Origin of the sequence: Rhizobium sp. ERR 1071, from assembly GCF_007828675.1 — a bacterium.
Taxonomy (GTDB): Bacteria; Pseudomonadota; Alphaproteobacteria; order Rhizobiales; family Rhizobiaceae; genus Rhizobium; species Rhizobium dioscoreae.
The window spans coordinates 116,757-129,987 of record NZ_VITM01000009.1 but is presented as its reverse complement, the minus strand read 5'-3'; the positions used below and the strand labels follow the sequence as shown (position 1 = coordinate 129,987).

Here is a 13,231-nt window from a genome sequence, read left to right as displayed (position 1 = left end):
CGCCAGCCTTTCCTTTCGCGGAGCCATTCATGCGTTGGATCAATACCAAGCCAAGTCCCGGCGCGCAGCTTGCCTTGACGCTCTTGCCCTTTGCGCTGCTGATCATTGCCTACGCGATCGGTTCCGCCGCAAGGCTTGCCGAAAACGCCAATGACAAGCTGCTTCCGAATTTCGCCGGCTTTGCCGACGCCATCAACCGCATGGCCTTCATCGCCGATCCGCGCACCGGAGACTACCTCCTGTGGTCGGACACTGGGGCAAGTCTCGTCCGGCTGCTCTCCGGTCTCGGCATCTCCACGGCGATCGCGCTTTGCCTGGGCATGCTGATCGGCATGCTCCCCTATCTGAGGGCGCTTCTGTCTCCCTTCGTCGCCGTCATTTCCATGGTGCCGCCGCTGGCCCTGCTGCCCATTCTGTTCATCGTCATGGGTCTCGGCGAGACGTCGAAGATCGCCCTCATCGTCATCGGTGTTGCGCCTACGATGATCCGCGACCTGGCCCTGAAGGCGCTGGAACTGCCGCGCGAGCAGATCGTCAAGGCCGAGACGCTTGGCGGCTCTTCCTGGCAGATCGCCCTTCGCGTCGTACTGCCGCAGATCCTGCCGCGGCTGATCACCTGCCTCAGGCTGCAGCTCGGCCCGGCCTGGCTGTTCCTGATCGCCGCCGAAGCGATCTCGTCCGATTCCGGCCTCGGCTACCGCATCTTCCTCGTCCGCCGCTATCTCTCGATGGACGTGATCTTTCCCTATGTCGCCTGGATCACGCTGCTTGCCGTGGTCATGAACTACCTGCTCGATCGCATCCGCATCGCCGTCTTCCCCTGGTCCGAACTGGAGAAGCAGGCATGAGCGAGCTCAGAATCGAAAAGGTCTGGAAGGAATATGGCGACCAGATCGTGCTTGAGGATGTCTCGCTGACGGTGGCCTCGCGTGCCTTCGTCGCGCTCGTCGGCCCCTCCGGCTGCGGCAAGTCCACCTTCCTGCGCATGCTTTTGGGACAAGAACAGCCGACGCGCGGGACGATCCTGCTCGATGGCACAGCCCTGCCCTCGGAACCCGGCGCCGATCGCGGCGTCGTCTTCCAGCGCTATTCGGTCTTTCCGCATCTGACCGCGCTCGGCAACGTACTGCTCGGCAAGGAACTTGCCGGCTCGCGCTACAAGGCAAGGCTTTTCGGCTCGGCGCGTCGCGATGCCACCGACGAGGCACGTCAGCTTCTTGAGGAAGTCGGTCTTGCCGGCGCCGAGAACAAGTACCCGGCCCAGCTTTCCGGCGGTATGCAGCAGCGCCTGGCGCTTGCGCAAGCGCTCATCATGCGACCGAAAGTACTGCTGCTCGACGAACCCTTCGGTGCGCTCGATCCAGGCATCCGCGCCGAAATCCATACGTTGATGAAACGCCTCTGGCACGAGACGCAAATGACGGTTGTCATGGTGACCCATGACATGCGCGAAGCTTTCACGCTTGCGACCCGCGTCGTCGCCTTCGAGCGGCGCCGCGACAGGCCAGAAGAGAAGGAGCGCTACGGCGCCACCATTACCAAGGACATTTCCATCTGGCCGCCGCGCACTGCCGGCGCAGCCTCGATCTTTGGCCCCGACCGGGACGGCCCGGTCTCTTCCCTGGGGCACCGCCGGGACGACCTGGCACCATCGGGAGATATTTAGCCATGCAGCATGTCAGACGTTCGCCAGAAGAGATCGCCGCCAATCGCGCGCGCTATGAAGATCATCAACGCGAGGGGCTGGAATTCGCGCCGAAGGCATTGCCGGCGGCAAGTCCGCTTCCCGCCCCACCGATCGCCCCTTCCCTCGTCCTGCACCGGGAGATCCTGCCCGGCGGCTGGTACTGGTCGACACGCATCAAGACGGGTGAGACCTTGCGCATCGCGCAGGAGCAAGGCTTTTCCTCCGTATCGCTGATTGCCTGGAACGCGGCAGATCCGAGCGAACGGCTGAACCTCGTCGATACGGTCAAGGTGCAATGGACGACGGCTCTGTCGAAGGGCCGCGTGATCTTCTCCGACATGGGGCGTGTGATGTTCTCGGTGACGGAGGATTCCTCCGGCGCCCATGATTGCCTGATGGGAGGCTCCACCGCCGCCTCCAATGAGACAAAATATGGCCAAGGCCTGCGTAACAGCCGCGACAATTTCATCCTGCTCGCGACGAAAGCTGGCTTGGATCGGCGCGATATTCCCGCAGCTTTTACGCTTTTCGCGCCCGTCCGCGTCGATGCGGACGGCAAGTTCGCCTGGAAGCCGGACCTTCTGCATGATGGCGACTATGTTCATCTTCGCGCCGAGATGGACATGATTGTCGGCTTTTCCAATTGCCCGCACCCGCTAGATCCAGACCCGCATTACGCGCCGAAACCGGTGACCGTCACCCGCATCGCCGCCCAGCCGATCGCCGAAGACGATCTGTGCCGCACGGCCACCGCCGAAGCCGTGCGCGGCTTTGAAAACAACGCCGTCGCCAATCTTTGAGCCGGGAGAGACGATCATGAGCGATTTCATTCAGACCGCGCCGTCCCGCACGCTCGACAAGGCGGTGCAGGATCATTTCATCGCTGCCGAAGCGCCGTTTTCGACGATCGTGCGCAAGGGCCAGACGCTGCGCATCGAAGACAGCTACGGCCAGCAGGCGATCGACACGCTGTTCTACAATGCCGAGGACTATTCCGAGCGCTATTCCAACCAGGACACGATGCGCGAACAGAGCGCCGCCTATATCACCACAGGCACCCGGATCATCTCCAACGAAGGGCGCGTCATGCTGACGATGACCGCCGACAGCTGCGGCCGTCATGACACTTCAGCTGGCGCCTGCTCCTGCGAGAGCAATACGGTCCGCTTTGGCCACGGTACGAAATATCTTCACGCCTGCCGCGACAATTTCGTGCTGGAAGTCTCCAAGCATGGCATGGGGAAGCGCGACGTCGTGCCCAATATCAATTTCTTCATGAACGTACCGATCGAACCGTCAGGTGAAATGACGATCGTCGACGGCATCTCCGCTCCGGGCGACTATGTTGAGCTCAAGGCCGAGATGGACGTGCTTCTGGTCATCTCCAATTGCCCGCAGATCAACAATCCCTGCAACGGCTTCGACCCGACGCCGATCCGAGTCCTTGTATGGGACGGTGAGGCCTGAGATGTTCAAGAAAATACTGATCGCCAACCGCGGCGAGATCGCCGTCCGGATCATCGGCACGTTGCGACGCATGGGCATTGCCTCCGTCGCCGTCTATTCCGATGCGGACCGCTTCTCCAAGGCATCCCTGATGGCCGACGAAGCCGTCAGGCTCGGCCCGGCGCCGGCCTTGGAAAGCTATCTCAATGTCGATGCCGTCATTGCCGCCTGCAAGACAACCGGTGCCGAGGCCGTGCATCCAGGCTACGGATTCGTGTCGGAGAATATCGGCTTCGCCGAACGGCTGGCAAAGGAAGGCATCGTCTTCATCGGGCCGACGGCAGACAATATCGCCGCCTTCGGGCTCAAACATACGGCGCGAGAACTGGCGCGTGCGAGCGGAGTTCCGCTACTGCCGGGCAGCGACCTCGTTGAAACGAGCGAAGCGGCGCTCGCGGCCGCGGCGAAAATCGGCTACCCGGTCATGTTGAAATCGACAGCCGGCGGCGGCGGCATCGGCATGCAGCTTTGCGACGATGCCGCAAGTCTGAAGGCTGCCTTCGACAGCGTACAGCGCACGGCAAAAGCAAGCTTCGGCGATGCCCGCGTCTATCTGGAGCGCTTTGTCTCGCGGGCGCGGCATGTTGAGGTTCAGATCTTCGGCGACGGCAAGGGCCGCGTGATCGCGCTTGGCGAACGCGACTGCTCGTTGCAGCGCCGGAACCAGAAGGTGATCGAGGAGACGCCCGCGCCGGGCCTGTCGCCTTCCGTGCGCGAACGCCTGCATGCAGCGGCGGTGGCGCTCGGCACCTCCGCCCATTATCGCTCCGCCGGCACAGTCGAATTCATCTATGATCCCGCGCGGGAGGAATTCTACTTCCTCGAGGTCAATACCAGGCTTCAGGTCGAACATCCGGTCACCGAGGCCGTCTATGGCATCGATCTCGTCGAGTGGATGATCCGCGAGGCCGCTGGCGAAGACGTGATAACAGGCAATGACCGGCTTGTTCCGAAGGGTGCCGCGGTCGAGGCACGCATCTATGCGGAGATGCCGCATGCTGGCTTCCGGCCAAGCGCCGGCCTTTTGACCGAAGTTATCTTTCCGGAAGGCACGCGCGTCGACGGCTGGATCGAGACCGGCACGGAAGTAACACCCTATTACGACCCTATGCTCGCTAAGGTGATCGTGGCAGCCGAAGACCGGCCGGCCGCGATCGAGAAGCTGAAGCTTGCGCTTGCGCAAAGCTCCATCTCCGGCATCGAAACCAATCTCGACTATCTGAAGGCCATTGCCGGATCGGATCTGCTGGCCAGCGGCAATGTGGCGACGACGGCTCTGAAGGATCTTCCCTTCGTGCCCGATGTGATCGAGGTGGTGGCGCCCGGCGCGCAGTCGAGCATCCAGGAGCTTCCCGGCAGGCTGGGGCTCTGGCACGTCGGCGTGCCGCCGAGCGGGCCGATGGACGAGCGATCGTTCCGCCATGCTAACAGGCTGGTCGGCAACGCCGACGAGACCGCGGCCCTGGAGCTAACCGTCTCGGGACCGGTGCTCAAGATCTTCTCCGACGTGACGATCGCGCTTGCAGGCGCTCGCATGCCGATGACTCTCGAGGGCGTTCCGTTACCCCACGACGAGGCCGTTATCGCCAAGGCAGGGCAGACGCTTGCCATTGGCGCCATAGAAGGCCCGGGCCAACGTGCCTATCTCGCCGTTGCGGGCGGTTTTGCCGCGCCGCTCACGCTCGGTTCCAGGGCAACCTTCGGCCTCGGTCGCTTTGGGGGCCATGCCACCGGCACGCTTCAAACAGGCCATGTCTTGCGGCTGGCACGCACACCTCAGCCTAAAGTCAAGCCGGCGGACGTGCCCGCAGCCCTCACCCGCGTCTGGAAGGTCGGCGTCGTCTATGGGCCGCATGGCGCGCCGGACTTCTTTCTGGACGACGATATCGAAACGCTGTTTTCGACCGAATATGAAGTGCATTTCAACAGCGCCCGCACCGGCGTCCGTCTGATTGGCCCTACGCCCAAATGGGCGCGCAGCGACGGCGGCGAGGCCGGCCTCCACCCCTCCAATCTTCACGACAATGCTTACGCCATCGGCGCGATCGACTTCACCGGCGATATGCCGATCATTCTCGGCCCGGATGGACCGAGCCTCGGCGGCTTCGTCTGCCCGGCCGTCATCGCGCGCGACGAGCAATGGAAGATGGGCCAGTTCAAGCCGGGCGACAAAATCCGCTTTCATCCGGTGGCGCGAGAGAACGACGCCATCGCAGGTCCGACTGTCCGCCGCGTGCCAGAAGAAACCGGATCGGCAATCGTCGGTCAGAACCAGCGTGGCCCGGTGCCCGTCGTCTATCGTCGGCAGGGTGATGACAATCTGCTCATCGAATACGGGCCGATGACGCTCGATATCGCGCTTCGCCTGCGCGTGCATCTGCTTATGCAGGCAATCGTCGAGGCGCGTCTGCCAGGAATTATCGACCTGACGCCTGGCATCCGTTCGCTGCAGATCCACTATGACGGGACGACGCTGACCCGCAATCGTTTGCTGGGTCTGCTTGCGGAGATCGAGGCTACGCTGCCGGCGGCACATGAGGTGAAAGTCCCGAGCCGGATCGTGCACCTGCCGCTCTCCTGGAACGATCCGCAGGCCGAGCTTGCCATGCGTAAATATCAGGAACTCGTGCGCCCGAATGCGCCATGGTGCCCTTCCAACATCGAGTTCATCCGCCGCATCAACGGCCTGCCGGACGAGCAGGCGGTGCGCGACATCGTTTTTGACGCCAGCTATCTCGTGCTCGGCCTTGGCGATGTCTACCTCGGGGCTCCGGTCGCAACGCCGGTCGATCCACGACATCGGCTGGTAACGACGAAATACAATCCGGCACGCACCTGGACACCGGAAAACGCCGTCGGCATCGGCGGCGCCTATATGTGCATCTATGGCATGGAGGGACCGGGCGGCTACCAGCTCTTCGGCCGAACGATCCAGGTGTGGAACAGCTGGCGGCAGACGCCGGCCTTCGCCAAGGGCAAGCCGTGGCTTCTCAATTTTTTCGACCAGATCCGCTTCTTTCCCGTCACCCATGAAGAGCTCAATGAAGCGCGTGCGGCCTTCCCGCACGGCGGCTATCCGATCAAGATCGAGGAGATGGAGTTCTCCTACGCCGCCTACGAGGCCGGCCTCGCACGCGAGGCTGCGGCGATCGGCGCCTTCAAGTCGAGGCAGCAGTCAGCCTTCGAGGCGGAAAGGCAACGCTGGAAGGAGCTGGGGCTCGACAGCTTCTCGGTCGACGAAGGGACAGGCCCTGCCCTTGCCGGAGATATACCGGAAGGTTGCTTCGGCATCGAAAGCGCCGTGCCCGGCAATGTCTGGAAAATACTCGTCGAGGAGGGCCAGCCGGTTGCAGCCGGCGATACTTTGGCCATCATCGAGTCGATGAAAATGGAAATCAATGTCACCGCCCATGCCGCCGGACGCGTCCGCGATCTGCGTGCAGCACCTGGGCGCAACGTCAAGGCCGGCGACGTTCTCGTCATTCTGGAGGAAATCTGATGCTGCCCACTATCCTTGACCTTACCTCCCTGCGAGATGCGTATAAGGCAGGCTTTTCACCGCTCGACATGGTGGAGGAAATCATAGCCCGATGCGGGGCATCCGATGATCCGGCAATCTTCATTACGCTGGCATCTCCAGAGGCGTTGCGAGCTGCGGCAACAGACTTGCTGGCGAAGGCACCCGAGCCCAACAGCCTGCCGCTCTGGGGCATCCCCTTCGCAGTCAAGGACAATATCGACGTCGCAGGTCTGCCGACGACGGCCGCCTGCCCGGCCTTTGCCTATCATCCCGAGGAGGATGCGGCCGTGGTTGCGCGTCTGAAGGCTGCCGGTGCCATCGTCATCGGCAAGACCAATCTCGACCAGTTCGCAACCGGCCTCAACGGCACCCGCTCGCCTTATGGTGCGCCCCGCTCGGTTTTCGATCGCGCCTATGTTTCCGGCGGCTCCAGTTCGGGCTCCGCGGTTGCAGTGGCGGCGGGTCTTGCCAATTTCTCGCTGGGAACCGATACCGCAGGCTCGGGCCGGGTGCCGGCTGCCTTCAACAATCTCGTCGGCATCAAGCCAACGCCGGGGCTTGTTCCCAATGTTGGCATCGTACCGGCTTGCCGCAGCGTCGATGTCGTCACGGTGTTCGCCGCGACCGTTGGGGACGGCATCGCCGTCCGGCGGATCATGGAAGGCTATGACGCACGAGATCCGTTCTCACGGGACGCAACTCAGGCGACCCTGCCATCGGCACGCCCTCGTGTCGGCGTGCTCGAAGGCGCCGAACGTGAGTTCTACGGCAACAGCCAAGTCGAGACCCTCTACGATGCCGCCATCGATAGGGCGAGATCGCTCGGCGCGGAGATCGTCCCATTCGACTATGCACCTTTCCGACAGGCTGCCGAACTGCTCTACAACGGCCCCTGGGTTGCGGAGCGCCTGGCGGCGGTCAAGGACTTCCTCGCAAGTAATGCCAGCGATTTCAATCCAACGGTCAGAGCCATCATCGAGGGGGCGAAAGGCTATGACGCGGTTGCGGCCTTCGAAGGCAAGTACAGGCTGGAGGCTTTGCGACAAAAGACGAAGGTGGAGTGGGAGAAGGTCGATTTCCTGATGCTGCCGACATCGCCCACAACCTACACCGTCGAGGAAATGCAGGCCGATCCGATCGTCAGGAACAGCCATTTCGGCCGTTATACCAATTTCGCCAATCTGCTCGACTGCGCGGCAATTGCCGTACCTGCAGGCTTCGATGCCGACGGTCATCTGCCGGCCGGTGTGATGCTCGTCGGGCCTGCCTTTACCGACGATGCTTTGGCGCCGTTCGCCGATGCTATGCATCGAGCGGCGAAAAGCGGGATGGGTAAGGACCGTATGGCGGCACTGCCGGATAACAGCCGTGTGACACCTATGGCTGCCGACATGGTCCCGATCGTCGTTGTCGGCGCGCATCTGACCGATATGCCGCTCAACCATGAACTCACCGGAAAAGGCGGCTACAGGATGAAGACGGGACGGACGGATGGCAGCTATCGGCTTTTCGCCCTTTCCGGAACAGTGCCGCCGAAGCCGGGATTGGTGCGCGATCCCGGCTTTGCCGGCAAGGGTATCGAAATAGAGGTCTGGGCCTTGCCGCCTGCGGCATTCGCCCACTTCGTCCAGAATATTCCGGCGCCGCTGGGGATCGGTAAGATCCTGCTTGAAGATGGCAGCCATGTTTCCGGATTCCTCTGCGAGAGCCACGCCGTAGCTGACGCTAGAGACATCACCGAATTTGGTGGCTGGCGAAATTTCATTCGCGATGCCGATGCCACAGGTTAAATGAAGGAGAAGCAGGATGAGAAAGACCCTCTTACGGGCATTGCAGATCGTTCTTCATGGCCTGACTGCGAGAACCCAGGCAATTGGCAGCCTTGATCGGCCTAAGTTTCACTCCGCTCGTAGCGAGGCATGGTCAGAGACCGATTAAACGCTTCGGACGAGAACATCTCGCAGACTTGAGGGATGGCCGGAAAAACACCAATAAGCGAGTGCAGGCACACGAGATGACTGCACTCGCTCGGCCAAGGATTCAGCTCGGCATCCTGGCCATCCAGTTGAATGGACAACTTTCAAGAAAAGTTGCAAACGGCTACTTTCCTCCTGGTGGGACTTCTTGCGTCGGCAACGCCTGACAACAGATCAAACACAGCGCTCAAATTTCGCAGGCACCCGGATATCCGGCAAGTCCCGCGGAAAATCCCTCGCATTGCGAGTGACCAGCAACATCGAGTGAATCTTGTTTGTTGCCCGGATAATGGCTTAGAGCAGCCTGATGCGGGGAGCTGCCGCAGGGATACCGCACGCCCCCGCCACTGCATTGTCGACGGCGATAACGGTAAATCCGGCTGGAGACACGCCTGACCATTCACTATCTCCGACGATCGGCAACAGCAGTCACTATTGACAAGTTGCCCCGTATATCCCTTGATATGCCTTATCCGAGATAACAGACAGATGTCCGGAATATTGGATTATTCGAAAGCCATTAACCAAGGGGAACAACCATGACCATTTCCTTGCGCGTCGGCCTGATGTCGCTGGCCGCCGCCGCACTCCTCTCTTCCACGCCCGTTCTCGCCGACGGCAGCAAGCTCGATGAGGTGCTTGCGCGCGGTCACCTCGTTCTTGGAACCGGCAGCACGAACGCGCCGTGGCACTTCAAGAGCGCTGACGACAAGCTGCAGGGCTTCGACGTCGACATGGGTCACATCATCGCCAAGGCCCTGTTCGGCGACCCCGACAAGATCGAGTATGTCAATCAGTCGTCCGATGCCCGAATTCCAAACATCACCACCAACAAGGTCGATATCACCTGCCAGTTCATGACCGTGACCGGCGAGCGCGCCCAGCAGGTGGCCTTCACCATTCCCTATTATCGTGAAGGCGTCGGCCTGATGCTGAAGGCCGATGGCCAGTATGCCGACTATGCGGCGCTGAAGGCGGCAGGCTCTTCCGTCACGGTTTCCGTTCTGCAGAACGTCTATGCGGAATCCATGGTTCATGCCGCCCTTCCGGACGCGAAGGTCGACCAGTACGAATCCGTCGATCTGATCTACCAGGCGCTGGAATCCGGCCGCGCCGACGCGGTTGCGACCGACCAGTCATCACTCGCCTGGTACATGACGCAGAACCCGGGCCGCTACAAGGATGCCGGCTATGGCTGGAACCCGCAGACCTATGCCTGCGCGGTCAAGCGCGGCGACCAGGATTGGCTGAACTTCGTCAATACCGCTCTTCATGAAGCGATGACAGGCGTCGAATTCGATAGCTACGCCAAGTCCTACAAGACCTGGTTCGGCAAGGACCTGACCCCACCACAGATCGGCTTCCCGGTCGAATACAAGTAATGGCCGAGCGGAGCGGGACATCTCCCGCTCCGCCAGTCTGAAAGGGGCGGCCCGACATGGGTTACACGCTGAATTTTGCCGCCGTCTGGCGCAATTTTGATTTTCTTATGAGCGGTCTGGCGCTCAGCCTCGGCCTGGCGATCATATCGATTCTGATTGGCGCCTTGATCGGTTTGATACTCGCCTTCGCGCTGACATCGAAAAACCGGGCAGCCATGATCCCGGCGCAGGTCTATGTGACCGTGATCCGAAACCTGCCGATCCTGGTGCTGGTGCTGTTTGCCTTCTTCGCCTTGCCGCAGATGGGCTTTCGACTGGACAAGATCAAAAGCTTCGTCCTGGTCCTTTCCATCTACTCAGGCGCCTATCTTGCTGAAGTGTTTCGCGCAGGATTGCTGTCGATCCCGAAAGGTCTTTCAGAGGCGGGTCTGGCAATCGGCCTGACGCCAATGCAGATTCGCGGATCGGTCATCGCTCCGCTGATGCTGCGCAACGTGCTTCCGTCGCTGTCTTCGACCATCATTTCGCTGTTCAAGGATACCTCGCTTGCAGCCGCCATTGCTGTGCCGGAGCTGACATTCGCTGCCCGCAAGATCAACGTCGAGAGCTTTCGCGTCATCGAAACCTGGATGGTCACATCAGCTATTTACGTAGCAACCTGCTTCCTCATCGCCGCGCTGATGCGTTTCGTCGAGCGCAGGCTGGCTTTGCCGAGGTAACATCGGATGTCTCATAGTTTTCTCGAACAACTCTGGATCGCCCGCTACGTCATCATCAATGGGCTCGGCGTGACGGTATCGATTTCCCTTCTTGCCATTCTTGCCGGTTCCATCGTCGGTGTCTTCGTTGGCCTCGCGCTCGTCTACGGCGGAGCCATTCTGCGCCTTTTGATCCGGGCCTATACCGACATCATCCGTGGTACGCCCGTGCTGGTCCTCGTGCTGGCGAGCTACTACGTCTCTTCTGCGGTAGGTCTTGATTTGGGGCCGTTTTCCGCAGGCGTTCTTGCCCTGGCGATCTTCTGTTCATCACATGTCGGCGAGATCGTGCGCGGCGCGCTGCAGGCCATTCCGAAAGGTCAGACGGAGGCGGCCAAGGCGATCGGCCTCACCTTCACCCAGACCTTCACTTCGGTCCTGTGGCCGCAAGCGATGCGCCAGTGTCTGCCAGCCTGGGTGAACACGGCAGCCGAGATGGTAAAAGCCTCGACATTGCTTTCCGTCATCGGCGTCGCCGAACTGCTCCTGCGCACGCAGGAGATCATCTCCCGCAATTTCATGAGCCTCCAGTTCTATTTCCTGGCTGGCGGCCTCTATTTCATCGTCAACTTCGGTATCGAGCGCTTCGGCAAATATGTCGAGCGCAAGACCGCACTGCCGTCTTGAGGAGATCGGACCGATGGGCAAGACAATTCTAGACATTCAGGGCCTGCGCAAGACCTATGGCCAGCACGAGGTTCTCAAGGGCGTCGACTGCACGGTTGAGGAAGGCGAGGTCATTTCCATCATCGGTTCGTCGGGTTCCGGCAAGACGACGATGTTACGCTGCATCAACATGCTGGAGGAGTTCCAGGGCGGCAAGATCAGCCTCGATGGCGAGGAGATCGGCTATCACGCCGACGGCAGTACCCGTCGTCGCAAGAGCGAGAAGGAGATTGCCCGCCAGCGCGCACTCACCGGCATGGCCTTCCAGCAGTTCAACCTTTTTCCGCACATGACCGCCGCCGAGAACGTGATGCTCGGCCTCGTCAAGGTGAAGAAAATGTCGAAGTCGGACGCACGCGTCGTCGCGGAAAAATGGCTCGATCGTGTAGGCCTTGCCGCTCGCGCCAATCATTATCCGGGCCAGCTCTCGGGTGGCCAGCAGCAGCGCGTTGCGATTGCCCGAGCGATTGCCATGGCGCCTCGGCTGATGCTGTTCGACGAGGTGACGTCGGCCCTCGACCCGGAACTGGTTGGCGAAGTTCTTCAAGTCATCAAAGGGCTCGCCGCCGACGGCATGACGATGCTGCTCGTCACCCATGAAATGCGCTTTGCCTATGAGGTCTCCTCGCGCGTCATCTTCATGAACCAGGGCGTCATCTGCGAAGAAGGTGATCCGAAAGACATGTTCGTGCGTCCGAAGACGGAGCGGCTTGCCGAATTCCTCAAGACCTCGAGTTTCAATTGAGAGGAAACAACAGCTCGGCGCAAGCGTTGCGTCATCGCCCGCCCGGATGCTATCGCAGCGTCTTGCTGAGATCTGACGGCACCAACGCCGTATAGCCGGCACCATGTGCTGATGCGTCGCAGCATGCCGGTTGTGGCTGGTATGGGAATATTCGGAGAGAAGCATGGCCGAGACTGCAAACGACATTGTATCCCGACGCATGCGGGGCCTGGATCGCGCCTTCGAGATTCTTGAGTTTCTGCGGGTAAAACGCCAGCCCATGCGTCCGAACGAGATCGCCACGGAGATCGGCGCGCCGCGCTCTTCCATTTACGAACTCGTCAATCTCCTGCTCGGCCATGGCATGCTCGACTATCAGGGCGGCGACGGCCGGGTCTTTCTCGGCCGCCGTCTCTATTTTCTCGGCACCGCCTATGCCGAACAATTCGACTTGATGCGCGAATGCGGCCGCATGCTAGGCGTGCTGGCGGAGGAGACGCGCGAGACAGCGCAAATGTGCCTGCTGGAAGGCAATAAATATACGGTCGCCATGATGCGGGAAGGCATCCGCCCCTTTCGCATATCCTCGAATGTGGGCGAGCTCGTCGCTATTCCGTGGACCGCCTCGGGGCGCCTGCTTGTAGCCCATCTTTCGGACCGGGAAATCCTGGATTTCATTCCGCCTGAAGATTTCGTCCTTCCGAATGGAAGGCGGCTGGAACCAGCCGATTTCATCGCTCAAGTGCGCCAAGCCGCCGAAGATGGATACTTCACCTTCAACAGCGAAGTGGAGAATTTCACCCATTGCTTCGCCGTGCCCATCAATCAAGCCGACGGCGCCTGCATCGCGACACTCTGCCTGGTAACGCCGCGTGAGGATGGCTTGCGCAACCGCACCGCCTATCTCGACAGCCTCTTGAGAGCCGCTCACGAGATCTCCGAAAAGCTCGGCTTCCGGTCGCCGAAAGGCCGCTTCTTCGGATCCTGAACCTAGCAAGTTTTTTCACGAAAG

General features: G+C 60.9%; 11 protein-coding genes. All 11 read left to right on the top strand.

Features of this window, described 5'->3' with window-relative positions; translation table 11 throughout:
• Nucleotides 1–29 precede the first annotated feature (29 nt).
• The 11 genes from FBZ99_RS25485 to FBZ99_RS25435 all read left to right on the top strand — a co-directional run bounded on the left by FBZ99_RS25485 (nt 30) and on the right by FBZ99_RS25435 (nt 13,207).
• Nucleotides 30–848, top strand: a complete 819-nt coding sequence (locus tag FBZ99_RS25485; RefSeq protein ID WP_113351084.1) for an ABC transporter permease — start codon at nt 30–32, stop codon at nt 846–848.
• Nucleotides 845–1,666 (top strand): ABC transporter ATP-binding protein, encoded by an 822-nt coding sequence (locus FBZ99_RS25480; RefSeq protein WP_113351022.1) that lies wholly within the window; start codon nt 845–847, stop codon nt 1,664–1,666. Before FBZ99_RS25485 ends, FBZ99_RS25480 begins: the two co-directional genes overlap by 4 nt.
• Nucleotides 1,667–1,668: 2 nt before the next feature.
• Entirely contained in the window at nt 1,669–2,487 is an 819-nt protein-coding gene (locus FBZ99_RS25475) for an urea amidolyase associated protein UAAP1 (RefSeq protein ID WP_113351021.1), read from the top strand.
• Between the two features lie 16 nt (nt 2,488–2,503).
• Complete coding sequence (locus FBZ99_RS25470; RefSeq protein WP_113351020.1) at nt 2,504–3,154, top strand: urea amidolyase associated protein UAAP2; 651 nt, start codon at nt 2,504–2,506, stop codon at nt 3,152–3,154.
• A gap of 1 nt (nt 3,155) precedes the next feature.
• Nucleotides 3,156–6,692: an urea carboxylase gene (gene uca / locus FBZ99_RS25465; protein WP_145635581.1), complete on the top strand. Its 3,537-nt coding sequence runs from the start codon at nt 3,156–3,158 to the stop codon at nt 6,690–6,692.
• The gene (gene atzF, locus FBZ99_RS25460; RefSeq protein ID WP_145635579.1) at nt 6,692–8,503 is read left to right on the top strand and encodes an allophanate hydrolase; all 1,812 of its coding nucleotides are present in this window, start codon (nt 6,692–6,694) and stop codon (nt 8,501–8,503) included. Before uca ends, atzF begins: the two co-directional genes overlap by 1 nt.
• 725 nt (nt 8,504–9,228) lie before the next feature.
• Complete coding sequence (locus tag FBZ99_RS25455) at nt 9,229–10,071, top strand: transporter substrate-binding domain-containing protein (RefSeq protein ID WP_095437550.1); 843 nt, start codon at nt 9,229–9,231, stop codon at nt 10,069–10,071.
• 56 nt (nt 10,072–10,127) lie between these two features.
• Nucleotides 10,128–10,790 (top strand): amino acid ABC transporter permease, encoded by a 663-nt coding sequence (locus FBZ99_RS25450; RefSeq protein WP_113351017.1) that lies wholly within the window; start codon nt 10,128–10,130, stop codon nt 10,788–10,790.
• Between the two features lie 6 nt (nt 10,791–10,796).
• Complete coding sequence (locus FBZ99_RS25445; protein WP_113228797.1) at nt 10,797–11,456, top strand: amino acid ABC transporter permease; 660 nt, start codon at nt 10,797–10,799, stop codon at nt 11,454–11,456.
• Nucleotides 11,457–11,469: 13 nt separating this feature from the next.
• Complete coding sequence (locus tag FBZ99_RS25440; protein ID WP_113351016.1) at nt 11,470–12,240, top strand: amino acid ABC transporter ATP-binding protein; 771 nt, start codon at nt 11,470–11,472, stop codon at nt 12,238–12,240.
• 163 nt (nt 12,241–12,403) lie between these two features.
• Entirely contained in the window at nt 12,404–13,207 is an 804-nt protein-coding gene (locus FBZ99_RS25435) for an IclR family transcriptional regulator (protein ID WP_113351015.1), read from the top strand.
• Nucleotides 13,208–13,231 lie beyond the last annotated feature (24 nt).